This is a genomic window from Pseudomonas sp. JDS08PS003, assembly GCF_045013505.1.
Classification (GTDB): Bacteria; Pseudomonadota; Gammaproteobacteria; order Pseudomonadales; family Pseudomonadaceae; genus Aquipseudomonas; species Aquipseudomonas protegens_B.
Genome location: NZ_CP120724.1, coordinates 2221016 through 2246186 on the forward strand (window position 1 = coordinate 2221016; position 25171 = coordinate 2246186).

Sequence of the window (25171 nt, forward strand, 5' to 3'; positions counted from 1 at the left end):
CGCGCAAACAAAAAAGGCGTCCCGTCAGTGGCCTGACGAGGACGCCTTTGTCCGATCCCGTTCTCTCGGGAAGCCTGCCTTCGTCGTTGAAGGCCGGGCTTTATGTCTGTTGCCTGATCTAATGCAGCGCTTGTGCCAAGTTGCCGAGGGCGCGGTTTTACCGGGCTCAGGCACAGATTTCGTCCTGGCCGATGTTGAGCGCTGCACCGAATCGAGGCGCCACGCCCACTTTCGGTACTGCTAGGCGCTGCCGCAGTGGCAGTCAGCGATGCAGCAACAGCAATACCAGCAGCAGATTGAGCAGCAGGGCGGCCAGGGCGATGCCGCGCCAGACCTTCAGCGGTTCGCGTTCCAGCAAGGGCCGGGGTCGGCTGTTCAGGCTGCGGCGTTCGCCCTGTTCCAGTGCCAGCAGCCATTCTTCGGCGGTTTCATAGCGCTGTGCCGGGGTGCTGGCCACTGCGCGCTCCAGGCTCTGCTCCAGCCATTCCGGCAGGTCCGGGCGATAGCGGCTGGGGCTGGTCGGCACGCCGAAGCGCGGACGCTGGAAGGCTTCGATCTCACCATGGGGGTAGTGCCCGGTCAGCAGGAAGTACAGGCTCACGCCCACTGCGTAGAGGTCTTGCTGTGGGCTGGGCGGTTCGCCATTGAACGCTTCCGGGGCGATGAAACTCGGGGTGCCGGGCAGCAAATGCGCCGGGTCGGCCGACAGGCCCGGGCAGTAGGCCAGGCCGAAATCCAGCACCCGCAGTTCGCCATCGTCCCCCAACAGCAGGTTTTCCGGCTTGATGTCCCGGTGCAGAATCTGCCGCCGATGGATCAGGCCCACGGCCCGCAACAGGCGCTCGGCCAGGGACTGCCACTGAGCCAGGGGCAGGGGGCCGTGTTGTTGGAACAGTTGTGCCAGGGTCTGGCCGGGGTATTCGCGCATCAGGAAATACAGGTGCTGGCGCGAAGGGCTGCCATGTACCTGGGGAAAGTGGCGGCCGGCGATCCGCCGCAGCAGCCATTCTTCGGACAGCAGCGCCTGGCAGGCGCCGGGATCGTCATGCAGGGCTTCGGGCAGGGTTTTCAGCAGCCAGGCTTGGTGTTGCTCGTCACGTACTCGGTACAGCAGGGATTGCTGGCTCTGGTTGATCAGCGCCTCGACCTGCCAGCCCTCAAAGCGCTGCCCGGGTTTCAGCGCCGGCGGCAAGGGCCATTGCCGCAGGTGCAGCAGGGCATCGCCAAGGCTGCTTTCGCCGAGCTCGTCGACCCGCACCAGCAGCGCGCTGGCGTTGTCCTGGCTACCGGCCAGGTGCGCGGCGTTGACCAGGGTCTGTGTCGCACTGTCCAGGTCGGGCTGGTCCCGCAGAATGGCGGCGATGGCGCTGTCGCCCAGGGTGGCCCAGACCCCGTCGCTGAGCATCAGAAAGCTTTCCCCCTGGCGCAGTTCGCCATCGAGGAAGTCCAGCACCAGATGCTGGTCCAGGCCCAGGGCACGCTTGAGCACATGCTGCATACCCGGCTGATCCCAGACGTGGTCCTCGCTGATGCGTTGCAACTGCTGCTGGTGCCAGCGGTAGACCCGGCAGTCGCCAACATGGGCCAGGGTAAAGCGTCGGCCCCGCAGCACCAGGGCGCTGAGGGTGGTGAGCAGGGGCTGACCGCCGCCGTTGGCCTGGAGCCAGCGGTTCTGAGCGGTCAGCAGGCGTTCCAGGGCCTCGGCCACGGCCCAGGTTTCCGGGGTGGCGTAGTAATCCAGGGCCAGGGCCTGCAGGCTCGAACGCGCTGCCAGGCCGCCGTCGGCGCACTGACTGACGCCATCGGCGATGGCGAACAGCAGGCCTTTGCTCGCCGCCAGATCCGGCGCCGGGGTGACCCGGCGCAAGGCGTCCTGATTCTCCGCCCGCGGTCCGGTGGCGCTGGCCTCGGCGTGGCTCAGTTGCAGGCCCATGGCGCGCTCAGACTCGCGCCGCAGTCACGGCGGCGGAGCCCCAGGTGGTTCTCCAGCGGCGCTTGACCCCGTGCAGACCAAACCAGGCCAGGACCCCGAGACTGGCGAACAGCCACAGCGCCAGTTGATAGCTGCCGGTGCTTTGCTTGATCGCGCCCATGCCGGCGGCCAAGGCAAAGCCGCCGATGCCGCCGGCCATGCCGATCAGCCCGGTCATGACCCCGATTTCCCGGCGAAAACGTTGCGGTACCAGTTGGAACACCGCGCCGTTGCCAGCGCCGAGGCCCAGCATGGTGCAGACGAACAGGGCCAGGGCAGCGTAGGAACTGGGCAGGTTGAAACCCACGGCGGCGATGCAGATCACCGCCACGCTGTACATCGCCAGCAAGGTGCGGATACCGCCGAAACGGTCGGCCAGGGCGCCGCCCAGAGGGCGCATCAGGCTACCGCCGAAGACACAGGCGGCGGTGTAGTAGCCGGCGGTGACGGGGCTCAAGCCATACTGGTCATTGAAGTAACCGGGCAGGGCGCTGGCCAGGCCGATGAAACCGCCGAAGGTCACGCTGTAGAAGAACATGAACCACCAGCTGTCGCGGTCCCCCAGGGCCTTGAAGTAGTCGCCCATGGATTTGGCTCGCGGCCGCTCGGGGGCGTTCTTCGCCAGCCAGGCGAACAGCACCAGTGTCAGGATCAGCGGGATCAGGGCGAAGCCGAAGACATTGCTCCAACCGAAAGCCGCCGCCAGCACCGGAGCGATCAGTGCGGCGAACACGGTGCCGGAGTTGCCGGCACCGGCGATGCCCATGGCCTTGCCCTGGTGTTGTGGCGGATACCACTGCGACGCCAGGGGCAGGGCTACGGCGAAGGAGGCGCCGGCCATGCCGAGGAATACCCCCAGTAGCAGCGCTTGCTCATAGCTGTGGATGCCCAGCTTCCAGGCGCCGAACAGGGCGCCGATGACGATGACCTGGCCGATCAGGCCAGCGGTCTTGGGCGACAGACGATCGGCCAGCAGGCCCATGATGAAGCGCAGTACCGCGCCGGCAAGGATCGGCGTGGCCACCATCAGCCCGCGTTGCTGGGTGCTCAGGTGCAGGTCGGCGGCGATCTGCACCGCCAGGGGCCCCAGCAGGTACCAGACCATGAAGCTCAGGTCGAAATACAGAAAGGCCGCGAACAGGGTCGGGGTGTGGCCGGATTTCCAGAAGCTTGAATTCATCGCGCACCTCAGCTGATAAGAATCGTTGGAGTCGTCATGAGCTTGCAGGTGGAGCGCCGCCACGGCCGCGCCACCGACCCCGGTCAATGGGGCCAAAACGAAAAAACGTCGGCACCCGGCTCGTTGAGGGCGAGCAGGGTGCGCGACGTCTTTGTCGTAGGTGGGGCAACCGCCGTTGGTTACCGTTGTGGATCTGATAGCAAGAGCCGCGCCAACCCCGGTCGACACCGGCGGCAGGAACTGGCTCAGGAGCTGGCTCCTACGGGGCGGGGGTCAGCCCAGCAGTTCCTGCATGGCGATGATCTGTTCCGCGACCTGGATCAGCTTCTGTTGTTTGCTCATGGCCTGGCGGCGCATCAGGGTGTAGGCCTGTTCTTCGTCGCAGTCTTTCATCTTCATCAACAGGCCCTTGGCCAGCTCGATGCGCTTGCGTTCGGCCAGTTGCTGGTCCCGGGCCTGGAGTTGCGCGCGCAGGGCCTGGTCGCTTTCAAAACGTGCCATGGCCACGTCGAGAATCGGTTGCAGGCGCTGGACCTGGATGCCCTCGACGATGTAGGCGCTGACCCCGGACTTGATCGCCTGGCGCATCACCCCCGGATCGTGTTCATCGGTGAACATCACGATGGGTCGTGGTTGATCGCGGCTGACCAGCACCACTTGCTCCATGACATCGCGGCTGGGTGACTCGGTATCGATCAGGATCACGTCCGGACGCACCGTTTCGACGCGGCCCGGCAGGTCGATGGTCAGGCCGGATTCGTCAATCACCTCGAAACCGGCTTCGCTGAGGGCGGCCTTGAGCCTTCCGACTTTTTTCGCGGTGTCGTTGATCAGCAGGATACGCAGCATGTTCGCGGGCTCCGGTCAGCGCTGGGCAACAAGGGGAGGGGTGTCGTTCAGCGCATGCAGGCGGAAGCTGCGGGCATAGGCGGCAGGCTGAGAACCGTCCCACACCTTGCCATCGATCAACTGGCTGCTGCGCATGTCCTGGCCCCAGGCGGCGATGCCCAGCGCGGTGGCGGCTTCGCGGTACAGCTCAAGCTGCTGCACCTGGCGAGCGACGCCCAGGTAATCCGGGTCCTCACGCAGCAGGCCCCAGCGCCGGAACTGGGTCATGAACCACATGCCGTCGGACAGGTAGGGCAGGTTGACGGCGCCATGGTGGTGAAAGCGCAGGGCGTGGGGGTCCTGCCAGCGATTGCCCAGGCCGTCGGCGTAATCCCCCAGCAGCCGCGGCTCGATGCAGTCCAGCGGTGCATTCAGGTAATCGGCGGCGCTCAGCAACTGGGCAGTGCTGCGGCGGTTTTCCGGGCTTTGCTCGATAAAGCGGCTGGCTTCGAGAATCGCCATCACCAGGACCCGGGCGGTGTTGGGGTATTGCTCGACGAAGGCACGGGTGCAGCCAAGGACTTTTTCCGGGTGATCCGGCCAAATCGCCTGGCTGGTGGCCAGGGTGAAGCCCTGATCCTGCTGCACTGCACTGGCGCTCCAGGGTTCGCCGACGCAGAACCCGTCGATGCGCCCGGCCTGCAGATGAGCCACCATCTGCGGCGGCGGCACCACCACGCTGTCGACATCCTGCAGCGGGTGGATACCCTGGCTGGCCAGCCAGTAGTACAGCCACATGGCGTGGGTACCGGTGGGGAAGGTCTGGGCGAAGGTCAGTCGTGCCCGGCTTTGGTGCACATGGCGGTCCAATGCATCAGGGCTGGTCACCTTGAGGGCCTGCAGTTCCCGGGACAGGTTGATGCTCTGGCCGTTCTGGTTCAGGCCCATGAGCACGGCCATGTCGCAGGCATGGGTCCCGCCGATGCCCAGGTGCACGGCGTAGATCAGGCCGTACAGACTGTGGGCTGCGTCCAGTTCGCCGCTCACCAGCTTGTCCCGCAGCCCGGCCCAGGAGCTCTGGCGCTTGAGGTTCAGGGTCAGCCCGTAGGGCTGGGCAAAGCCCTGGGTGGCGGCGACCACCACTGAGGCGCAATCGGTCAGGGCCATGAAGCCCAGGTTGATGGCGGACTTTTCCGGGGCGTCGCTGCCGTTGACCCAGGCCAGCGCGGAGTTGGGGTGTTCAGTCATGGCTTGGCACCTTGCATAAAAAAGCGTCGTACCCACTGGTCAGGCAAAGCCCGTGCGGGTGACGACGCCGTTGTCCTTGAACCTGGACCGCCATTGGCGCAGGTCTGATGAAGCAAGTGGGTGCAAGGCATATGCCATTGCCGGGGATTTCATTCTGCGCCTCGCCTGCAAGCCCCGGGCGCGGCTATAATCGGCGCCTTATTCGCCGCCAACCGAGTTCATCCCGCCCATGTATACCCTGGCCCGCCAGCTGTTGTTCAAACTCTCCCCGGAAACCTCCCACGATCTGTCCCTGGACCTGATCGGTGCGGGCGGGCGTTTGGGCCTTAACGGTCTGTTGTGCAAGGCGCCGGCGCAGTTGCCGGTGCAGGTCATGGGCCTGGAGTTTCCGAATCCGGTGGGTCTGGCTGCCGGTCTGGACAAGAACGGCGCCGCCATCGACGGCTTCGCTCAACTGGGCTTTGGCTTCGTCGAAATCGGCACCGTCACCCCGCGTCCGCAGCCGGGCAACCCCAAGCCGCGGATCTTCCGTCTGCCTCAGGCCGAAGCCATCATCAACCGCATGGGCTTCAACAATCTTGGGGTCGATAATCTGCTGGCGCGGGTCGCTGCCTCCCAATACAAGGGCGTGCTGGGGATCAATATCGGCAAGAACTTCGACACGCCGGTAGAGCGAGCGGTGGATGACTACCTGATCTGCCTGGACAAGGTCTATGCCCATGCCAGCTATGTCACGGTCAATGTCAGCTCGCCCAACACCCCGGGCTTGCGCAGCCTGCAGTTCGGCGAGTCCCTCAAGCAGCTGCTGGCGGCTTTGAGCCAGCGCCAGCAGGAGTTGGCCGCAATCCACGGCAAGCGTGTGCCGCTGGCCATCAAGATTGCCCCGGACATGAGCGACGAGGAAACCTTGGAAGTGGCCCGCGCCCTGCTGGAAACCGGCATGGACGCAGTGATCGCCACCAACACTACCCTGAGCCGTGAAGGCGTCGAAGGCATGGAGTATGGCGACGAGGCGGGCGGTCTATCCGGCGCGCCGATGCGAGACAAGAGCACCCATACGGTCAAGGTACTGGCGACTGAGCTGGCCGGCCGTTTACCGATCATTGCCGTGGGCGGCATCACTGAAGGCAAGCACGCGGCTGAGAAGATCGCCGCGGGCGCCAGCCTGGTGCAGCTGTATTCGGGCTTCATCTATAAGGGGCCGGCGTTGATTCGCGAGTCGGTGGATGCTATCGCGGCCATGGGCCGATAAGAACGGGCGCAAGCGCGGGCATAAAAAAGGGCTCCTCGAAGGAGCCCCTGGGCCGAAGCCCGCCGCCCGGATGGGGCGTGCGTGGTTAAGTCGTCATCTATTCAAGTTTTAGGTGTCGGAATGTGCCCTGATCAGCCGACAGCGCGAAGTTCGTTGAGTCTGTGGATGCCCGCAGTGCCTGTCATACCGTCCCAGTTGTCGCCGCGTCCTTCTCGCCAGCCGTTAATCCAGGCTTGGCGTACCGACGGTAGAGTAAATGGGCAAAGCTCACGGGACTTGCCATTAACGCCATACTGATATCCGCGTAAAAATGCTCTTTCCAACGGATCACGCTTTAGTCTTCTCATAGGGTGTTTCCCTCACTTGTTGACTGTCTTATGTCCCGTCGACCTTCTTCTGAGGTCGGGCAGATTGTCTCTGCCGTTGGTGCTCGCTGCCGGCGTCGCGAGCCTTGATGTTGACGCCATTGCGGCGCCAACCTGTGTTGAGTTCTAACCAATAGGTCACAGCAAGTGAATGATCGTTTTGTCATAAGGACGTAACGAAAATGCTGTCCAGGCCATAAGCCGGGGCGGGTTTTTTAGCCTGTTTGTCAGGCAAAGCCCGCTGTAATCAGCCTCTCACTAGATGATGAGGTTAATGCTTTAGTGAGAATGTCGAACGGTTGCACTCAACTACTATTCGACGAAGGGTCGACTTATGTCATTTTGTTGCCCTGACTTTTTATCTGTCCCGGCCTCTAAGCTCTTTTGCCCTGCAAGAAAGCCTGCCTGCCGGGGTGGGACGGCACAGTTTCGTGCCACACGAGCGCTCTTGAAGAAAAGCGCTTGATTGAAAACCGAACGGGCGATGCGTTGTCCGTTCACTTATTGCTAAAGGCCCTGGTACTCCCATGTCGGATCGTTACGAACTCTTCCTCACCTGTCCCAAAGGCCTTGAAGGCCTGCTGATCGAGGAAGCCGTCGGGCTTGGCCTTGAGCAAGCGCGTGAGCACACTTCTGCCGTGCGCGGCATGGCTGACATGGAGACGGCCTATCGGTTGTGTCTGTGGTCGCGCCTGGCCAACCGGGTGCTGCTGGTCCTCAAGCGCTTTCCAATGAAGGACGCCGAGGACCTCTACCACGGTGTGCTGGATGTCGACTGGCAAGACCATATGCTGGCCGATGGCACCCTGGCGGTGGAGTTCAGCGGTCACGGTTCAGGCATCGACAACACCCACTTCGGCGCCCTTAAGGTCAAGGACGCCATTGTCGACAAGCTGCGCACACCTACGGGTGAGCGTCCTTCGGTGGACAAGCTCAATCCGGACTTGCGCATCCACCTGCGCTTGGATCGCGGTGAAGCCATCCTGTCCCTGGATCTTTCCGGCCACAGCCTGCACCAGCGCGGCTACCGCCTGCAGCAAGGCGCCGCGCCGCTCAAGGAAAACCTGGCGGCGGCGATCCTGATCCGCTCCGGCTGGCCACGTATCGCCGCGCAAGGCGGAGCACTGGCTGACCCGATGTGCGGTGTCGGCACCTTCCTGGTGGAAGCGGCGATGATTGCCGCGGACATTGCCCCCAACCTCAAGCGCGAGCAGTGGGGCTTTACCGCCTGGCTCGGCCATGTGCCGGCGCTGTGGCGCAAACTGCACGATGAAGCACTGGCTCGGGCCCAGGCCGGCTTGGCCAAGCCACCGCTGTGGATTCGCGGCTACGAGGCCGATCCACGATTGATCCAGCCGGGTCGCAACAACGTCGAGCGCGCCGGTCTCAGCGACTGGATCAAGATCTACCAGGGCGAAGTGGGCACGTTCGAGCCGCGCCCGGACCAGAACCAGAAAGGCCTGGTGATCTGCAACCCGCCCTACGGCGAGCGCCTGGGTGATGAAGCCAGCCTGCTTTACCTCTACCAGAACCTCGGCGAGCGCCTGCGTCAGGCCTGCCTGAACTGGGAAGCGGCGGTGTTCACCGGCGCCCCGGACCTGGGCAAGCGCATGGGCATTCGCAGCCACAAGCAGTACTCGTTCTGGAACGGCGCCTTGCCGTGCAAGCTGCTGCTGATCAAGGTGCTGCCGGATCAGTTCGTCACCGGCGAGCGTCGCACTGCCGAGCAGCGTCAGGTGGAACGCGAGCAGGCCCAGGCCGCTGCTGACGAAGCGCCAGTGCGCCAGTACAACAAGAACGGCAACCCGATCAAGCCGGCTCCGACCCCGGCTCCGGTGGTCGAGCAGGCCCGCCTGAGCGAGGGCGGGCAGATGTTTGCCAACCGTCTGCAAAAGAACCTCAAGCTGCTGGGCAAGTGGGCCAAGCGCGAAGGTGTCGAGTGCTACCGGGTCTATGACGCCGACATGCCGGAATACTCCCTGGCCATCGACCTGTATCAGGACTGGGTGCACGTTCAGGAGTACGCGGCGCCCAAGTCGGTGGACCCGGAGAAGGCCCAGGCGCGTCTGTTCGATGCCCTGGCGGCGATTCCCCAGGCATTGAACGTGGACAAGAGCCGGGTGGTGATCAAGCGTCGCGAGCGTCAGAGCGGCACCAAGCAATACGAGCGCCAGAGCGCCCAGGGCCAGTTCACCGAAGTCCGCGAAGGCGGGGTCAAGCTGCTGGTGAACCTGACCGACTACCTGGATACCGGGCTGTTCCTCGATCATCGGCCGATGCGCATGCGCATTCAGAAAGAGGCTGCCGGCAAGCGTTTCCTCAACCTGTTCTGCTACACCGCCACCGCCAGTGTGCACGCGGCCAAGGGCGGAGCCCGCAGCACCACCAGTGTCGACCTGTCGAAAACCTACCTGGACTGGGCGCGACGCAACTTCTCCCTCAACGGCTTCTCCGACAAGAACCGTCTGGAGCAGGGCGATGTGATGGCCTGGCTGGACAGCTGCCGTGACGAGTTCGACCTGATCTTCATCGATCCGCCGACCTTCTCCAACTCCAAGCGCATGGAAGGGGTGTTCGACGTCCAGCGTGACCAGGTGCAGTTGCTGGACCTGGCCATGGCCCGCCTGGCCCCGGGTGGCGTGCTGTACTTCTCCAACAACTTCCGCAAGTTCCAGTTGGATGAGAACCTCGCCGCGCGCTATCAGGTCGAGGAGATCACGGCGAAAACCATCGACCCGGATTTTGCCCGTAACAGCAAAATTCACCGCGCCTGGAAAATCAGCGCCCGCTGATGGCCGGATAAGTCCCCAAAGCCCGTTTTTTCGGGCTTTGGGGGCTGTTTAACGCTGGTCAAATTAATGGCTAATAGCTATAACTCACACCAAGTCCGGATGACACCCAAACTCGCTGGCGTGATGAGTTCTACTTATGCCGTTGCATGTGGTACGCCCGAAAATCCTGGGTTTCATTAGTGAAGAAGTATCTGCCTGGCTAGTGGCCGTGCTGGTGTTGCTTGCGGGCAGCATTCTCACCGGGCTGCTGGCCTGGTCCACTTACAACCTGAACAAACAGCAGCTGCGCCAACGCTTTCAATTGCTGGCCAGCGAACGCTACAGCCGTATCGAAGAGCGCTTTCAAGACCAGGAGCAACGCCTGGACGGTTTGCGGCGTTTCTTTGTTAATTCCGATCTGGTAACCCGCCAGGACTTCGATGGTTACGCCAAGCCCTTGCTGCGGCGCACCCAGGCCTATGCCTGGGCGCCTCTGGTGAGTCGTGCCCAGCGGCCGGCGTTCGAACAGGCGGTGCGGGATCAGGGCGTTCCGGGGTTTACCATTCTGCAATTGAACGCCAGCGGCCAGATGGAGCCGGCGGGTGAGCAGGAAGACTTTGCCCCGGTTCTGTATAGCCAGACCCAAAGCCCTCTGGGCTCGCCTCTGGGGTATGACTTGCTGGCCCAGCCTCAGCGCCGGGCTACTCTGGAGCGGGCCAGGGAGCTCAACGGCCTGGCGGTTTCGCCGCCTTTGCATCTGGTTGCCGTGGACCCTGCCTATGCCCGGGGTGTGCTGCTGGCGGCGCCGGTCAGGCGACCCCAGGACAGCCCCTTGCCCCAGGCCAGGCCCTACGGTTATGTGCTGGCGGTGATCAGCCTGCGGCAACTGGTGGCGGACGGCTTGCCGGTGCCGGCCAGCGACAACCTGTCGGTGCGGATTCTCGATCTGTCCACCGAGGGTCAGCACGAGGTGCTCTATGAATCGAACAATCCACCGATCACCAGTCACCTGACGGCCAGCCGCCTGCTACGCCTGGCGGACCGGGATTATCAGGTAGATATTCGCCCCAGCGCGGCGTTCCTGCATGCCAACCACTCTTCCCTGAGCAGTCTGGTGATTCTCGGTGGCATGCTCAGTCTGCTGCTCAGCGCCTTGCTCTATGTGCTGGTGAGCCAGCGGCAACGGGCTTTGGCCCTGGTGGAGCAACGCACTGGGGAGCTGCGCAGTCGCGAACAGGAATTGCGCGGCACTCACAGTCAGTTGCGTTGCGTCCTCAATGCCGCTACCCAGGTGGCGATCATCGCCACGGACCTGCGTGGGGTCATCAGTACCTTCAATGCCGGGGCCGAGCAGATGCTCGGCTACAGCAGCAGTGAAGCGGTGGGCCACCTGACCCTGGAAAGCCTGCACCTGCCCCAGGAGCTGGAAAGCTGGGCCCAGAGTCTTACCCAGCGCTATGGCAAGGCGATTCCGGTGTCCCAGGCCATGCTGGTGGAAGAAGGCCTGGCCGGTGGCCATGAGGCGCGGGAGTGGACGCTGGTCAGGCGTGACGGCAGCCACCTGCAAGTGAATATGCTGGCGACTCCGGTGCTGGATGACCAGGGGCTGTGGATCGGTCACCTGGCCATCTGCATTGACATCACCGAGCGCAAGCGGGTGCACGAAGCCCTGGCGGCAAGGGATCGCCTGTTGAAAAGGCTCAGTGCCCATGTTCCCGGAGGGATCTACCAGTTCAAGCTGGATGCCGCCGGACACGCGAGCTTCACCTATGCCAGCGATGGCATTCGCGAAATCTACGAGATCGAGCCGCAGTTGCTGCAGGAGAATGCCGAGGCGGTGTTCGAGCGTATCCATCCCGAGGATGTGCAGCGGGTACGCAAGTCGATCCAGGTTTCCGCTCAGCAGCTCAGTCCGTGGCGCGAGGAGTACCGGGTCTGCCTGCCGCAACGGGGGCTGCGCTGGATGCGTGGCGCGGCGACCCCGGAAAGCCTGAAGGGCGGCGGGGTGCTCTGGCACGGCTATATCTCGGACATTTCAGACCTCAAGCGGGTCGAGGAGGAGTTGCGCGCGTTGTCGGTGACCGACTCCCTGACGGGCATTCACAACCGGCGCTATTTCCAGGAACAGTTGCAGAATGAAATGCAGCGTCTGGAACGTGTCGGAGGCGATATGGCGGTGATCATGCTGGACATCGATCATTTCAAGCGGATCAACGACCAGTACGGGCACGGGGTGGGGGATCAAGTGTTGCGGGGGTTGTGTGCTCGCATTGGCGGGCGTCTGCGGCGTACCGATGTGTTCTGCCGCCTCGGCGGTGAGGAGTTCATGGTGCTGTGTCCGGGCACCAGTGCCCAGCAGGCGCTGATCCTGGCTCAGGAACTGTGGCAGGGACTGCGCAGCTCGCCGATCGAGCCGGTGGGCAGTGTCACCGCCAGCTTTGGCATTGCCAGCTGGCGCGAAGGCGAGGGGGCGGATGGCTTGCTGTTGCGGGCCGACTCCGGGGTCTATGCCGCCAAGCAGGCCGGACGCGATCGAGTCCAGCCAGAGCTGCCCTGATCGCTGACAGTGGCGGAGCGGGGCCGCCACTGTCGGAACAGCGAGTTACAGAACTGATGCGCTGGTGGCCAGTTTTGGCTGGCGATACAGATCCAGCAGCACCTGATCCAGCACCGAAGAGGCGCCGAAGGGGCGTGGATCGTTGAGGATCGCCACCACCGCCCAGGTGTTGCCGTTGTCGTCGCGGCTATAGCCGGCGATGGCGCGCACGGTGTTCAGGGTGCCGGTCTTGATGTGGGCCTCACCGGACATGGCGGTACGCTTCAGGCGCTTGCGCATGGTGCCGTCCATGCCGGCAATGGGCATGGAGCTGATGAACTCGGCGGCGTAGGGGCTCTTCCATGCCGCTTGCAGCAGGCCGGCCATTTCTCGGGCGCTGACCCGTTCGGCACGAGACAGGCCGGAGCCGTTCTCCATCACCAGATGCGGCGCGGTGATGCCTTTTTTCGCCAGCCACTGGCGCACCACGCGCTGGGCCGCCTTGGCGTCATCGCCGTCGGCTTCGTTGCGGTACTTGGCCCCCAGGCTCAGGAACAGCTGCTGGGCCATGGTGTTGTTACTGTATTTGTTGATGTCGCGGATGATCTCCGCGAGGTCCGGAGAGAAGGCACGGGCCAGGACCTTGGCATCCTTGGGGACTACCGCGAGGCGGTCCTTGCCCTGGATGCTGCCGCCCAGCTCGCTCCAGATCGCCCGCACCGCGCCGGCGGTATAGGTGGCATGGTCCAGCAGCGACAGGTAGGTCTGGGAGCTGCAGCCATCACCGAGCTGGCCGCCAACGGTGACGATCACGCTGCCATCGGCCTGGGTCACCGGGTTGTAGCGAACATCGCCAGTGCACTGCTTGGTGTTGACGGCCTTGACCTGGTTGTCGATGCGGATCTTGGCGATCGGCGGCTCCACCGACACCAGCACCCGGCCGGAATCATTGCGGGCGACGAAGCGCAGGGCCTTGAGGTTGACCATCAGCGCGTCGGGCTTGACCAGGAACGGCTTGTTCTCGTCGTTGCCGTCGTCATTGAACTCCGGCAATTGCGGTTGCACGAAGTAGTTGCGGTCCAGCACCAGGTCGCCGGTGACTTGCTGCACGCCATTGGCCCGCAGGTCACGCATCAGCAGCCAGAGCTTCTCCATGTTCAGCTTGGGATCGCCGCCGCCCTTGAGATAGAGATTACCGTTGAGAATCCCACCGCTGAGGGTGCCGTCGGTGTAGAACTCGGTCTTCCACTGATGGGTCGGGCCGAGCATTTCCAGGGCCGCGTAGGTGGTCACCAGCTTCATGGTGGAGGCCGGGTTGACCGAGACATCGGCGTTGAAAATCGTCGGCGTGCCAGGGCCGTTAAGGGGAATCATCACCAGCGACAGGGCGTTGTCCGGGAGTTTGCTGGCTTTGAGGGCTTGTTGGACCTTGGGGGTCAGGGTGGTGTTGACCGGAGCCGCGGAGACAGGGAATGCCAGGGGAAGAAAAACACTGGCAAGCAACAGAGGACGCAACGATTTGATCATATGAAGTGGAACCCTGCAGTCGAGGGGAAAAAAGGCGAGGGCATGCAGATAAAATCCCTCAGTGGTCATGAAAGTGTCGGCATTATGCCCCAAGGTATAGCGGCTTGTGCCGTGCCACGGGCCGCCAGGGCGGTATTTTTTTTACCAATGGCGGTCCTGCATCCTCATAGAGTCAGGCAATCGCCCGCCTAAACTGGTAAAGTGCCGCCCGTTATTACTTATGAGGATTGTTCCATGGCCACTAACCGTTCCCGCCGTCTGCGCAAAAAACTCTGCGTAGATGAATTTCAGGAGCTGGGTTTTGAGCTGAACCTGGATTTCAAAGAAGATCTGGCTGAAGAAGCTATTGACGCTTTCCTCGACGCGTTCCTCAAAGAAGCGATGGAAGCCAACGGTCTGGGCTATGTCGGCGGCGATGACTTCGGTCTGGTTTGCCTGAGCAAGCGCGGTTCCGTCAGCGAAGCACAGCGTGCAGCTGTTGAAGCCTGGCTCAAAGGCCGTACCGAGCTGACCAGCGTTGAAGTCAGCCCGCTGCTGGACGTCTGGTACCCGGACAACGTGATCAACCCAGTCGCGTGATGTCATGCATGAGCGGCCCGTCCGGGTCGCTCATGCGTTGTTGCCCCAGGGCAACCTGTCGATTTTCCCCTTTGTATCCTTGCCTCTGCCACGGGCCAGCCCCGGGTTTTGTCGTGGGCGCTATTCGCCGGCAGGCCGGCTCCTGCAGCGGGCGCCGGTCTGTGTAGGAGCTGGCTTGCCAGCGAAGCCCATCAGGCGCTGCGCCAATTCAGAATCATCAAGGTCACCACCCCCGCGACAATTCCCCAGAATGCCGAGCCAATGGAAAACAGCGTCAACCCCGAGGCCGTCACCATAAAGGTGATCAGCGCCGCTTCTCGCTCCTTCACTTCACTCATGGCGATGCTCAAGCCGTTGATGATCGAGCCGAACAGCGCCAGGGCGGCGATGGACAGCACCAGTTCCTTGGGCAAGGCCGCGAACAGTGCGGCCAGGGTGGCGCCGAAGACCCCGGCGATGCCATAGAAAATTCCGCACCACACTGCGGCGGTGTAACGCTTGCTGTGATCTTCATGGGCGTGGGGGCCGGTGCAGATCGCAGCGCTGATGGCCGCCAGGTTGATGCCGTGGGAACCGAACGGCGCCAGCAGCAACGAAGCCAGGCCGGTGGCGGTGATCAGTGGCGAGGCCGGGACGTTGTAGCCGTCGGCGCGCAGCACCGCGATCCCGGGCATGTTTTGCGAGGTCATGGCTACCACGAACAGCGGAATACCGATGCTGATGGTGGCCGCCAGGGAGAAGTGCGGCGTGGTCCAGACCGGGGTCGCCACTTCCAGGTGGAAGCCACTGAAGTCCAGCAAGCCCATCAGCCCGGAAAGTGCAGTGCCGATCAGCAGGGCCGCGAGAACGGCATAACGTGGCGACAGGCGCTTGACCACCAGGTAGGTGAAGAACATGCCCAGTACCAGACCAGTGCGGTGCTGGGCCGCCACAAAGATTTCACTGCCGATCTTGAACAGGATTCCGGCCAGCAGGGCGGCGGCCAGGGACGCGGGGATCTTTTTCACCAGGCGCTCGAAGCTGCCGGTGAGTCCGCAAATGGTCACCAGGACCGCGCAAGTGATGTAGGCGCCAATGGCTTCGCCGTAAGTCACCCCCGACAGGCTGGTGATCAGCAGGGCGGCGCCGGGTGTGGACCAGGCGATGGTGATGGGGGTGCGATAGCGCAGGGACAGGCCGATGCTGCACACCGCCATGCCAATGGAGATGGCCCAGATCCAGGAGGAGATCTGACCACTGGTCAGGCCGGCGGCTTGCCCAGCCTGGAACATCAGCACCAGGGAGCTGGTGTAGCCGGTCATCATGGCGATGAAACCGGCGACTATGGCGGAGGGCGAAGTGTCCGCTAGGGGGCGTAATTGCGCGTGGGTGGCATCGGACATTACTGCTATTCCTTGTTCTTGAAAGACGCAAACCCCACACCCAGCTAACGCTGCTTGCAGCCTGCGCAAGCAACGAGCCGGTAATAGGGTTCAAGGTTCAAGCCTAAACTTAAAAGCAACTTTGCATTGCAATACAGCCGTGACTACAAATAGCCGTACAGTCGTTGAATAAGTGGTGGGGCCGGTAACACTTTTTGCTAATGATCCCCAGCGGTTGTGTACAATGTGCCCCTGTTTTAACGCGATACTTGCCAGCGACCCACCGTGGCGTATTAAAGTCACGCCGAAATCGCCGCAGTCCTCCCGACCCGAGTGCCCATGAACGAACAGTTGCAACCTCTCAAGAAACAACCGCGAGCAGGCAAAGCCGGTCGCAGCGGAACCCAGGACGATATTGTCTACGCGCACATCTTTGAGGCCATCCTCGAGCAGCGCCTGGCGCCCGGCACCAAGTTGAGTGAAGAGGCGCTTGGGGAAATATTCGGAGTCAGTCGGACTATCATCCGCCGTGCATTGTCGCGGCTGGCCCATGAAGGCGTGGTCCTGTTGCGGCCCAATCGGGGGGCGGTGGTTGCCAGCCCGAGCGTCGAGGAAGCCCGTCAGGTATTTCTCGCCCGGCGTCTGGTGGAGCGAGCCATTACCGAGCTGGCGGTCCAGCACGCCACCGCCGAGCAGTTGCTGGAGTTGCGGCAGATGGTCAACGAGGAGCGCGACAGCTTTTCCCGAGGTGATCGTGGTGCCGGTATCCGCCTGTCCGGGGAGTTCCACCTGAAGCTGGCGGAAGCGGCGAAGAATGCGCCGCTGATCAGCTTTCAGCGCAGCCTGGTGTCCCAGACGTCGCTGATCATCGCTCAGTACGAAAGCGGCAACCGCTCCCACTGCTCCTACGATGAGCACACTCAGCTGATCGACGCCATCGAGGCCCGAGACGGCGAGCTGGCGGTGAACTTGATGATGCATCACATGGATCACATCGACAGCAAGCTCAACCTGGACGAGGAAAGCGCCTCGGACGACCTGCATGCCGTGTTCTCGCACCTGCTGCAAACCAAGAAGCCGGGGCGGCCGACCGCCAAGCTGTAAGCCTCGATCAGACTGAAAATCCCTCGCTGCGTAACCCTATGCAGCGGGGGATTTTTGTTTGGCGGCGGGTCTGCATGCTGAGCAGGAAGATTGTTTTATATTCTTGTGAGGATTGTATACAGTGCCTGCTTCGAGGCTCACGGCCGGCAATCGGTGCGCCTCTGGTCCTGCGAAAGGAGCCGCGGCATGATCGGTAGAACGCTACGCATTCATTCTTCCGCCATCCATTACTTCGATATGGTTCGCCGCTGTCACTCGATCCGCGAGGCCGCTCGGCGCCTGAATGTCGCGTCTTCGGCGGTAAACCGGCAGATCCTGAAGATCGAGGATGAAATTGGCGCGCCACTGTTCGAACGCCTGCCGGGCGGCTTGCGCCTGACACTGGCGGGAGAGGTCATGAGCCGTCATGTCAATCTGGTGCTGCAGGACCTGGAGCGGGTGCGCCTGGAGTTCGATGCCTTGCGTGGCCTCAAGAGCGGGCATGTGGAGATCGCCGCTGTGGAAGGCGCGACGGTGGACCTGCTGCCCTCGGTGCTCAAGCGCATGCGCGATCTCTATCCACAGGTGACCATCGGCGTCACGGTACAGGGCTCGCAATCCATTCCCCAGGCGTTGATCAACAGTCGTGCGGACCTGGGCCTGGCGTTCGCTTTGCCCAGGGCGCCGGAGATCCGCCCGTTGAGCGTCGGTCATTTTCGCCTGGGGGCCCTGGTCAGCCCCGATCATCCCCTGGCCGAGCGGGGCAGCGTCAATTTCGCCACTTGCGCCGAGCACGGGCTGATCCTGGCCAAGAGCGAGCTGTCGATCCATCACTTGCTGGCGCCGTTGCACAAGCGCCTGGGCCTGTTGGACAAGCCGCCCTTGCAGAGCAACTCCATGGAGCTGGCGCGGCAGATGGCCCGGCACAACATGGGGGTGGCCTTCCAGACCCGGGTCGGGGTCGAGGGCGACTTGAGCAAGGGAGAGCTGGTGCATATCCCGCTGAGCGACCAGGGTGGTATCTACAGCGACCTGGGGCTCTATGCCCGCAGCGGTCGGGATCTGCCCAGCGCGGTGGAGGCGCTGGCGCATCTGCTCGGCGAGGAGATCGCCATTCGCGAGCGGGCCGAGCGCGCCTTCGGCCAGCCAGTGCTCTGAGTCCATGGCTGTGGGCGGCTGTTGCCGTTTTGGCAGCGCGCTGATCGATATTCTGTTCTTTGGGCCCTGTGGTGCTTGTGCCGATACTGCGTGCGGACGGCAGCCAGCGAAGCTGCCTTACGCCACACCGCCACAGGACATAATAAAAATGAAAAAGGCATTACAAGGCGCAACCCTGCTGATGACATTGATCGGAGCAGGGGAAGCAGCCGCCCTGGAGTGGATGAACAACAGCGTCGGCTTTCGGTACGGCAAGGAGTTCACCAACCCGAACAATCCGCACTACATCAGCAAGCGCATCTACAGTTTCACCCACGCCAGTGGCTACCAGTACGGCAGCAACTACCTGCACCTGGACGTACTGCTCTCCGACAACGACGATCCGCGCAAGGGCACCAACAAGGGCAGTAGCGAAGTCTACGGCGTCTATCGTCACCAGCTCTTCGCGTCCCGGATGTTCGATACGCCCCTGGGCACTGGCCTCGTCAAGGACTACGCGCTGACCCTGGGCTTCGATGCCAGCCGCAACAACAACCTGGGCTCGGCCAAGAAACGCGCCCTGGTCTTCGGTCCGACCCTGAAGTTCAATACCGTCGGCGTGCTGGACCTGAGCTTGCTGTACTACAAGGAAAACAACCATTCCGGCATCCCCGGGGCCAAGGACCCGGATCACACCTTCGACGATACCTACCTGCTCAACCTGGCCTGGATGCGCCCCTTCGAAGTTGGCAGTCACGCCGCCAAGTTCCAGGGCTTCGTCAACTACATCGGGGAAAAGGGCCACGACTACAACTACCGAGACACTGCGCCGGAAACCCTGGTGCGGACGTCGCTGATGTTTGCGGTGCTGCCGGGCAAGAACGTCAAGCCCAACCTGTACCTGGGCGTCGGCTACGAGTACTGGCACAACAAGTTCGGGGTGGACGGTGGACGGGGTACGCGGACCACGGCGCCGACCTTGAACATGGAAGTGACGTTCTAGTCTTCACCTGATCGCCTGGGACTCAGGCATGAAAAATCCCCCGTTCGATGTTCGGCGAGCGGGGGATTTTTCGTTTGCGGGGTTAGCGCTGGTGGACTGGCCGGCCGGCGGCGTAGGTTTGCAGCACGGTGCGATCATCTCCCAGGGTCATCAGCACAAACAGGGTTTCAGCGATGCTGTTGGCCTGCTTCAGGCGATAGCTGAGCAAGGGCGTGGCGTGGTAGTCGAGGACCACGAAGTCGGCGTCGGTACCAGGGTGCAGGGTGCCGATCCGCTCTTCCAGGCGCAGGGCGCGGGCGCCGCCCAGGGTTGCCAGGTACAGGGACTTGAACGGGCTCAGGCGTGCGCCTTGCAACTGCATGACTTTGTAGGCTTCGTTCAGGGTCTGCAGCAGCGAGAAGCTGGTGCCGCCACCGACGTCGGTGCCCAGGCCGACATTGAGTTTGTGTTTTTCCGCCATGGGCAGGTTGAACAGGCCGCTGCCGAGGAAGAAGTTCGAGGTTGGGCAGAAGGCCACGGCCGAACCGGTTTCTGCCAGACGCACGCATTCGTCGTCGCACAGGTGCACGCCGTGGGCGAATACCGAGCGCTCCCCCAGCAGTTGGTAGTGGTCGTATACGTCCAGGTAACCCTTGCGCTCCGGGAACAGTTCCTTGACCCATTCGATCTCCTGCAGGTTTTCACTGATGTGAGTCTGCATGTAGAGATCGGGGTACTCGGTCAGCAGTTTGCCGGCCAGGGTCAGTTGTTCCGGGGTGCTGGTCGGGGCGAAACGCGGGGTCACCGCGTAGTGCAGGCGGCCCTTGCCGTGCCAGCGCTCGATCAGTGCCTTGCTTTCCAGGTAGCCGGACTCTGCGGTGTCGGTCAGGTAGTCCGGGGCGTTGCGGTCCATCATCACCTTGCCGGCGATCATCCGCAGGTCGAGTTTCTCGGCGGCGGCGAAGAAGGCATTGACCGACTGTGGGTGCACGCTGCCGAACACCAGCGCGGTGGTGGTGCCGTTGCGCAGCAGTTCCTTGATGAAGATGTCCGCCACTTCATCGGCGTGGGCCTGATCGGCGAACTGGCTCTCACAGGGGAAGGTGTAGGTGTTCAGCCAGTCCAGCAACTGTTCACCATAGGCACCGACCATGCCGGTCTGGGGCAGATGGATGTGGGTGTCGATGAAGCCCGGGGTGATCAGGGCGTCGGGGTAATGATTGATCTGCACATCGGCGGGCAGGCCGGCAAGCAGTTCACTGGCGTGGCCGAGGGCACTGATCCGGCCGTCCTCGACCACCAGCAGGCCGTCTTCGAAATACTCATAGGAGGCTTCGATTCCGACTTCGGCCGGGTCGGCGATGCTGTGCAGGATGGCGGCACGGTAGGCTTTGCGAGTCAAAGGCATGGTCGTTCTCAGTGTGTGGCTTGTCAGTTCGAAGTCTGGCTGCGGCGCGAGACCGGCAGCAGTTTGGCAATGGGTTCGGCGCTGGCGCTGGACTGGCCGAAATGGGCGTTGTAGGTAGCAATGATCTCACCGGCAATGGAGATGGCGATTTCCACGGGCAACTTGCCTTTGACTTCAGCGAGCCCCATCGGGCAACGCATGCGCTGCAAGGTGGCCGCGTCGAAACCGCGATCGCGCAAGCGGTGCTCGAACTTCACCCGCTTGGTCTTCGAGCCGATCAGGCCGAAATAGGCGAAATCGTTGCGCTTGAGCAGGGCGGCGGTCAGCTCCAGGTCCAGTTGGTGATTATGGGTCATGACGATGCAATAGCTGCCAGGCGGCAGGTTATCGATTTCCTCCACCGGCTCGTCGCTGACGATCTTGCGCACGCCCTGGGGAATCTGTTCGGGGAATTCCTGTTCCCGGGAATCGATCCAGCGTACCCGGCACGGCAGGCTGGCCAGGAGCGGCACCAGGGCGCGGCCGACATGGCCGGCACCGAATACGGCGATCTGCGCTTGCACCTGGCCCATGGGTTCGAACAGCAGCACCGTGGCGCCGCCGCAGCACTGGCCAAGGCTGGCGCCGAGGCTGAAGCGCTCCAGATGGGTGGCCTGCTGGCCGCTGGCGAGCATGTCTCGGGCGATCTGCATGGCCTTGTATTCCAGGTGCCCGCCGCCGATGGTGTCGAAGGCCTGGGTGGCGCTGACGACCATTTTCGAACCGGCGTTACGCGGCGTCGAGCCGAGCTCCTCGATGATGGTCACCAGCACACAGGGTTCACCCTGGGTCTGCAGGTCGGCGAGGGCGCTGATCCAGTTGTACATGTTTACCTCGACATCTTGGTGGTCTGTTCAGGCTTCTGCGCCGGCAAGCCGGCTCCTACGGGCGTGAGGCAGGAGCGGGTTTGCCGGCGAAGGCCGTTACAGCGGCGCCAGCTCGACTTGCTGATCCGCGGCCCTGGTCACCTGCAAGCGACGCATCTGCTCGCAGCCCCACAACACTCGCTCCGGTGTCGCCGGGGCATCGATCTGCGGTTGATGGCGGTAGTCGCCAAGGCTGGCCACTGCGTCCTTGATCGCGCACCAGGCGGCGATGCCAAGCATGAACGGCGGCTCGCCCACGGCCTTGGAGTGGAACACTGTGTCTTCCGGGTTCTTGCGGTTCTCCACCAGCTTGACCCGCAGGTCCAGGGGCATGTCGGCCACCGCCGGGATCTTGTAGCTGGCGGGACCATTGGTCACCAGTTTGCCCTTGGCGTTCCACACCAGTTCTTCGGTGGTCAGCCAGCCCATGCCCTGGATGTAACCGCCTTCTACCTGGCCGATGTCGATGGCCGGGTTCAACGAGGCACCGACGTCGTGCAGGATGTCGGTACGCAGCATCTTGTACTCGCCGGTCAGGGTATCGACTATCACCTCGGCGCAGGCTGCGCCAAAGGCGAAGTAGTAGAACGGCCGACCCCGAGCCTGGGCGCGATCGTAGTAGATCTTCGGGGTCTTGTAGAAACCGGTGCTGGACAGCGACACCTGGGCGAAATACGCCTGCTGGATCAGTTCCTCGAAGGTCAGGATATGCTCGCGGACACGCACGTGGCCGTTGTGGAATTCCACATCTTCTTCGCTGACCTGGTACTTGCGCGCGGCAAACTCCACCAGGCGCGACTTGATGGTCTGCGCTGCGTTCTGCGCGGCCTTGCCGTTGAGGTCGGCGCCACTGGATGCAGCGGTCGGTGAGGTGTTGGGTACTTTGTCGGTGTTGGTGGCAGTGATCTGTACCCGCTCGATATCCACCTGGAACACTTCGGCCACTACCTGGGCCACCTTGACGTTCAGGCCCTGGCCCATTTCGGTGCCGCCGTGGTTCAGGTGGATGCTGCCGTCGGTGTAGATGTGGATCAGCGCGCCGGCTTGGTTGAGGAAACTGGCGGTGAAGGAGATGCCGAACTTCACCGGGGTCAGTGCCAGGCCCTTTTTCAGGATCGGGCTGTTGGCGTTGTACAGCCGTATGGCTTCGCGGCGCTCGGCATACTGGCTGCTGGCTTCCAATTCGGCAGTCATCTCTTCGAGCATGTTGTGCTCGACGGTCTGGTAGTAGTGGGTGACGTTGCGCTCGGTCTTACCGTAGTAGTTGGCCTTGCGTACCGCCAGCGGGTCCAGGTGCAGGTGGCGGGCAATGGCGTCCATCACCTCCTCGATGGCAACCATGCCTTGCGGGCCGCCGAAGCCGCGATAGGCAGTGTTCGACGCGGTGTTGGTCTTGCAGCGATGGCCGTTGATGGTGGCATCGCCCAGGTAGTACGAGTTGTCGGAGTGAAACATGGCGCGGTCGACGATGGACGCCGAGAGGTCCGGTGAGCAGCCGCAGTTGCCTGCCAGTTCCAGCTGGATGCCGTGCAGGCGTCCGGTACTGTCGAAGCCCACGTCGTATTCGACGTAGAAGGGGTGGCGCTTGCCGGTCATCAGCATGTCTTCGACCCGTGGCAGGCGCATCTTGGTCGGCTGGCCGGTGAGGCGGGCGATCACGGCGCATAGGCAGGCGGGACTGGCAGCCTGGGTTTCCTTGCCGCCGAAACCGCCGCCCATGCGCCGCATGTCGACCACTATCTTGTTCATCGACACGTCGAGCACTTCCGCCACCAGTTTCTGCACTTCGGTGGGGTTCTGGGTCGAGCAGTAGACAATCATGCCGCCGTCCTCGGTGGGCATTACCGAGGAAATCTGGGTTTCCAGGTAGAAGTGTTCCTGGCCGCCGATGTGCAGCGTGCCCTGAATGCGGTGTTCGGCACTGGCCAGCGCGCCGGCCGAGTCGCCGCGCTGGTGGGTGTGGCTGTCCAGCACAAAGTGACGCTTGCGCAGGGCTTCCACTACGTCCAGCACCGGCTCCAGGTCTTCATACTCGATGATCGCGGCCATGGCCGCCTTGCGCGCTGTTTCCAGATCGTGGGCCGCCACCGCCAGCACCGGTTGGCCGACGAACTGTACGGTGTCGATGGCCAGCAGCGGATCGCCGGGCATCAGCGGGCCAATGTCCTTCAGGCCGGGAATGTCCTCGTGGGTGATGGCGATGCGCACACCCTCGAAGGCATAGCAGGGCGCGGTATCGATGCTGATGACCTTGGCGTGGGCTCGGTCCGACAGTCGCGCGTAGACGTGCAACTGGTTGGGGAATTCCAGGCGGTCGTCGATGTACTGCGCCTCACCGGACACGTGTTTGTCGGCGCTATCGTGCTTGACGCTGCGGCCGACGCCCGTGGTCAGGTCCTGGTGAAACAGGGCCGTCAGTTCGGCTTGAGTCTTCTCGACTTTGTGATGATTAGACATAAGCGGTCACCCGGGTCTCGATGTGCGGTGTTTGCAGTTCGATGAAGTACTTGCGTAGCAGGTTCTGTGCACTCAGCAGGCGGTATTCCTTGCTCGCACGAAAATCCGAAAGCGGGGTGAAATCCTCTGCCAGGGCGGCGCAGGCGCGCTCCACCGTGGACAGGTTCCAGGGCGCGCCAATCAGTGCGGTTTCACAACTCTTGGCTCGTTTCGGGATCGCCGCCATGCCGCCGAAGGCAATGCGGGCGTCGCTGACCACGCCGTTTTCAATCTGCAGGTTGAAGGCCGCGCAGACCGCGGAGATATCGTCGTCCAGGCGCTTGGAGACCTTGTAGGCACGGAACAGCCGTTCGGCGCTGGCCCGGGGCACGATGATCTTCTCGATGAACTCGCTGTCCTGACGGGCCGTGACCCGGTAATCGATGAAATAGTCTTCCAGGGCCAGGGTGCGGCGTACTTCGCCCTTGCACAGTACGATTTGCGCGCCCAGGGCGATCAGCAGGGGCGGTGAGTCGCCGATGGGTGAGGCATTGCCGATATTGCCCCCCAGAGTGCCCTGGTTGCGGATCTGCAACGAGGCGAAGCGCTGGAGCAATTCGCCGAAATCCGGGTACTCGGCGTGCAGTGCGTCGTAGCAGTCGGTGAGGGCTGTGGCCGCGCCAATCTCCAGGCGATCGTCAAAGCGCTCGATGCGCTTCATTTCGGCAATGTTACCGACGTAGATCATCACCGGCAGGGTGCGGTGGAACTGGGTGACTTCCAGGGCCAGGTCCGTGCCGCCGGCCAGCAGCCGTGCCTGGGGGTAGGCGTCGTAGAGGTCGGCCAGGTCGGCCACGGTCAGCGGCACCAGGCAGCGCTTGTCGCCGCTGTTGAGTTCACCGGTGTCCTTGGGTGCGATGGCCTTGAGGCGACTGATGGTCTCGGTCTGGCGGGTGTCGAACTGATCGCTCTGCTGGCCGCAGCAGGCCTGCTCGGCGGCAGCGAGGATCGGCCGGTAGCCGGTGCAACGGCACAGGTTGCCGGCCAGGGCTTCATGGGCTTTGTGGGCGTTCGGCTCGCTGCTGTTCTTTTGCAGGGCGAACAGCGACATGACGAACCCGGGGGTGCAGAAGCCGCATTGTGAACCGTGGCACTCGACCATGGCCTGCTGCACGCTGTGCAGTTGGCCCTGGTGCTTGAGGCCTTCGACGCTGATCAGCTGTTTGCCGTGCAAGGAGGAGACGAAGGTCAGGCACGAATTGAGGCTGCGATAGCGAATGGATTCGCCGCCCTGGGCATCCATCTGCAACTCGCCGACCACCACGGTGCAGGCGCCGCAGTCACCGCTGGCGCAGCCCTCCTTGGTACCGGGTTTTCCCAGATGCTCGCGCAGATAGTTGAGCACGGTCAGGTTTGGGTCCAGGGCGTGCTCGCTACGGAGTTCCTGGTTGAGTAAAAACTGGATCACGGAAGGCCTCGCAGACTCTTTATTGTTGTTAAGCGAACTGAGCCGAATTTAGTCATGTCTGACTTTTCGGTCAATGATTTTCTGACTTTTAGGTCAGGAATTTTCCATGCTCAACATTTCAAGTATGAACGGC

18 protein-coding genes are annotated in these 25171 nt (G+C 62.8%); 7 read left to right on the forward strand and 11 right to left on the reverse strand.

The window, feature by feature from the left end; all coding sequences use genetic code 11:
* Positions 1-262 precede the first annotated feature (262 nt).
* From P7C00_RS10195 to P7C00_RS10210, 4 genes are all read right to left on the reverse strand, one after another.
* Positions 263-1933, reverse strand: coding sequence for a protein kinase domain-containing protein (locus P7C00_RS10195; RefSeq protein WP_404938824.1), 1671 nt, complete (start codon positions 1931-1933; stop codon positions 263-265).
* Positions 1934-1940: 7 nt separating this feature from the next.
* Entirely contained in the window at positions 1941-3152 is a 1212-nt protein-coding gene (locus P7C00_RS10200) for a nitrate/nitrite transporter (protein ID WP_346631839.1), read from the reverse strand.
* A gap of 273 nt (positions 3153-3425) precedes the next feature.
* On the reverse strand, positions 3426-4001 hold the full coding sequence (locus P7C00_RS10205; RefSeq protein WP_015634757.1) for an ANTAR domain-containing response regulator: 576 nt from the start codon (positions 3999-4001) through the stop codon (positions 3426-3428).
* Positions 4002-4016: 15 nt separating this feature from the next.
* Positions 4017-5228: a CmpA/NrtA family ABC transporter substrate-binding protein gene (locus tag P7C00_RS10210; protein ID WP_346631838.1), complete on the reverse strand. Its 1212-nt coding sequence runs from the start codon at positions 5226-5228 to the stop codon at positions 4017-4019.
* Between the two features lie 229 nt (positions 5229-5457).
* Here P7C00_RS10210 and P7C00_RS10215 point away from each other — a divergent pair, with 229 nt between their 5' ends.
* Positions 5458-6480: a quinone-dependent dihydroorotate dehydrogenase gene (locus tag P7C00_RS10215; RefSeq protein WP_404938826.1), complete on the forward strand. Its 1023-nt coding sequence runs from the start codon at positions 5458-5460 to the stop codon at positions 6478-6480.
* Positions 6481-6611: 131 nt separating this feature from the next.
* On the opposite strand, the gene rmf is transcribed toward P7C00_RS10215, so the two are convergent.
* Positions 6612-6827, reverse strand: coding sequence for a ribosome modulation factor (gene rmf, locus P7C00_RS10220; RefSeq protein ID WP_016965693.1), 216 nt, complete (start codon positions 6825-6827; stop codon positions 6612-6614).
* Between the two features lie 545 nt (positions 6828-7372).
* Here rmf and rlmKL point away from each other — a divergent pair.
* Together rlmKL and P7C00_RS10230 are read left to right on the forward strand one after the other, a co-directional pair.
* Positions 7373-9637 carry a bifunctional 23S rRNA (guanine(2069)-N(7))-methyltransferase RlmK/23S rRNA (guanine(2445)-N(2))-methyltransferase RlmL gene (gene rlmKL / locus P7C00_RS10225; RefSeq protein WP_404938828.1) on the forward strand — a complete coding sequence of 755 codons (2265 nt, stop codon included), beginning with the start codon at positions 7373-7375 and terminating at the stop codon, positions 9635-9637.
* A gap of 136 nt (positions 9638-9773) precedes the next feature.
* On the forward strand, positions 9774-12173 hold the full coding sequence (locus P7C00_RS10230; RefSeq protein WP_404938830.1) for a diguanylate cyclase: 2400 nt from the start codon (positions 9774-9776) through the stop codon (positions 12171-12173).
* Positions 12174-12218: 45 nt separating this feature from the next.
* Here P7C00_RS10230 and dacB read toward each other — a convergent pair whose 3' ends face one another.
* Complete coding sequence (dacB, locus tag P7C00_RS10235) at positions 12219-13679, reverse strand: D-alanyl-D-alanine carboxypeptidase/D-alanyl-D-alanine-endopeptidase (RefSeq protein WP_346631834.1); 1461 nt, start codon at positions 13677-13679, stop codon at positions 12219-12221.
* 234 nt (positions 13680-13913) lie between these two features.
* Between dacB and P7C00_RS10240 the strand changes: the two genes are divergently transcribed.
* Positions 13914-14258, forward strand: a complete 345-nt coding sequence (locus tag P7C00_RS10240; RefSeq protein ID WP_404938832.1) for a YggL family protein — start codon at positions 13914-13916, stop codon at positions 14256-14258.
* A 191-nt stretch (positions 14259-14449) separates the two neighbouring features.
* Here the strand turns inward: P7C00_RS10240 and P7C00_RS10245 are convergent, their stop codons facing one another.
* Entirely contained in the window at positions 14450-15640 is a 1191-nt protein-coding gene (locus tag P7C00_RS10245; protein WP_346631833.1) for a benzoate/H(+) symporter BenE family transporter, read from the reverse strand.
* Between the two features lie 318 nt (positions 15641-15958).
* Between P7C00_RS10245 and P7C00_RS10250 the strand changes: the two genes are divergently transcribed.
* The 3 genes from P7C00_RS10250 (at position 15959) to P7C00_RS10260 (ending at position 18842) form a co-directional block, all read left to right on the forward strand.
* The gene (locus P7C00_RS10250; RefSeq protein WP_025128787.1) at positions 15959-16723 is read left to right on the forward strand and encodes a GntR family transcriptional regulator; all 765 of its coding nucleotides are present in this window, start codon (positions 15959-15961) and stop codon (positions 16721-16723) included.
* Positions 16724-16909: 186 nt separating this feature from the next.
* Positions 16910-17860: a LysR family transcriptional regulator gene (locus P7C00_RS10255; RefSeq protein WP_404938834.1), complete on the forward strand. Its 951-nt coding sequence runs from the start codon at positions 16910-16912 to the stop codon at positions 17858-17860.
* A 148-nt stretch (positions 17861-18008) separates the two neighbouring features.
* Positions 18009-18842, forward strand: coding sequence for a nucleoside-binding protein (locus P7C00_RS10260; protein ID WP_404938836.1), 834 nt, complete (start codon positions 18009-18011; stop codon positions 18840-18842).
* 82 nt (positions 18843-18924) lie between these two features.
* On the opposite strand, the gene guaD is transcribed toward P7C00_RS10260, so the two are convergent.
* From guaD to xdhA, 4 genes are all read right to left on the reverse strand, one after another.
* On the reverse strand, positions 18925-20229 hold the full coding sequence (gene guaD, locus P7C00_RS10265; RefSeq protein ID WP_404938838.1) for a guanine deaminase: 1305 nt from the start codon (positions 20227-20229) through the stop codon (positions 18925-18927).
* A 23-nt stretch (positions 20230-20252) separates the two neighbouring features.
* A complete protein-coding gene (gene xdhC / locus P7C00_RS10270) occupies positions 20253-21095 on the reverse strand; it encodes a xanthine dehydrogenase accessory protein XdhC (RefSeq protein ID WP_404938840.1) in 843 nt (280 codons plus the stop codon).
* Positions 21096-21191: 96 nt separating this feature from the next.
* Positions 21192-23591: a xanthine dehydrogenase molybdopterin binding subunit gene (gene xdhB / locus P7C00_RS10275; protein ID WP_346631828.1), complete on the reverse strand. Its 2400-nt coding sequence runs from the start codon at positions 23589-23591 to the stop codon at positions 21192-21194.
* Positions 23584-25038 carry a xanthine dehydrogenase small subunit gene (gene xdhA, locus P7C00_RS10280; protein ID WP_404938842.1) on the reverse strand — a complete coding sequence of 485 codons (1455 nt, stop codon included), beginning with the start codon at positions 25036-25038 and terminating at the stop codon, positions 23584-23586. The genes xdhB and xdhA overlap by 8 nt, the downstream gene beginning before the upstream one ends.
* Between the last annotated feature and the right edge of the window lie 133 nt (positions 25039-25171).

Excerpts from the sequence above, each read along its gene's own strand:
- P7C00_RS10195 (WP_404938824.1), bottom strand. The coding sequence starts at position 1,933 with ATGGGCCTGCAACTGAGCCACGCCGAGGCCAGCGCCACCGGACCGCGG.
- P7C00_RS10200 (WP_346631839.1), bottom strand. The coding sequence starts at position 3,152 with ATGAATTCAAGCTTCTGGAAATCCGGCCACACCCCGACCCTGTTCGCG.
- P7C00_RS10205 (WP_015634757.1), bottom strand. The coding sequence starts at position 4,001 with ATGCTGCGTATCCTGCTGATCAACGACACCGCGAAAAAAGTCGGAAGG.
- P7C00_RS10210 (WP_346631838.1), bottom strand. The coding sequence starts at position 5,228 with ATGACTGAACACCCCAACTCCGCGCTGGCCTGGGTCAACGGCAGCGAC.
- P7C00_RS10215 (WP_404938826.1), top strand. The coding sequence starts at position 5,458 with ATGTATACCCTGGCCCGCCAGCTGTTGTTCAAACTCTCCCCGGAAACC.
- rmf (WP_016965693.1), bottom strand. The coding sequence starts at position 6,827 with ATGAGAAGACTAAAGCGTGATCCGTTGGAAAGAGCATTTTTACGCGGA.
- rlmKL (WP_404938828.1), top strand. The coding sequence starts at position 7,373 with ATGTCGGATCGTTACGAACTCTTCCTCACCTGTCCCAAAGGCCTTGAA.
- P7C00_RS10230 (WP_404938830.1), top strand. The coding sequence starts at position 9,774 with ATGCCGTTGCATGTGGTACGCCCGAAAATCCTGGGTTTCATTAGTGAA.
- dacB (WP_346631834.1), bottom strand. The coding sequence starts at position 13,679 with ATGATCAAATCGTTGCGTCCTCTGTTGCTTGCCAGTGTTTTTCTTCCC.
- P7C00_RS10240 (WP_404938832.1), top strand. The coding sequence starts at position 13,914 with ATGGCCACTAACCGTTCCCGCCGTCTGCGCAAAAAACTCTGCGTAGAT.
- P7C00_RS10245 (WP_346631833.1), bottom strand. The coding sequence starts at position 15,640 with ATGTCCGATGCCACCCACGCGCAATTACGCCCCCTAGCGGACACTTCG.
- P7C00_RS10250 (WP_025128787.1), top strand. The coding sequence starts at position 15,959 with ATGAACGAACAGTTGCAACCTCTCAAGAAACAACCGCGAGCAGGCAAA.
- P7C00_RS10255 (WP_404938834.1), top strand. The coding sequence starts at position 16,910 with ATGATCGGTAGAACGCTACGCATTCATTCTTCCGCCATCCATTACTTC.
- P7C00_RS10260 (WP_404938836.1), top strand. The coding sequence starts at position 18,009 with ATGAAAAAGGCATTACAAGGCGCAACCCTGCTGATGACATTGATCGGA.
- guaD (WP_404938838.1), bottom strand. The coding sequence starts at position 20,229 with ATGCCTTTGACTCGCAAAGCCTACCGTGCCGCCATCCTGCACAGCATC.
- xdhC (WP_404938840.1), bottom strand. The coding sequence starts at position 21,095 with ATGTACAACTGGATCAGCGCCCTCGCCGACCTGCAGACCCAGGGTGAA.
- xdhB (WP_346631828.1), bottom strand. The coding sequence starts at position 23,591 with ATGTCTAATCATCACAAAGTCGAGAAGACTCAAGCCGAACTGACGGCC.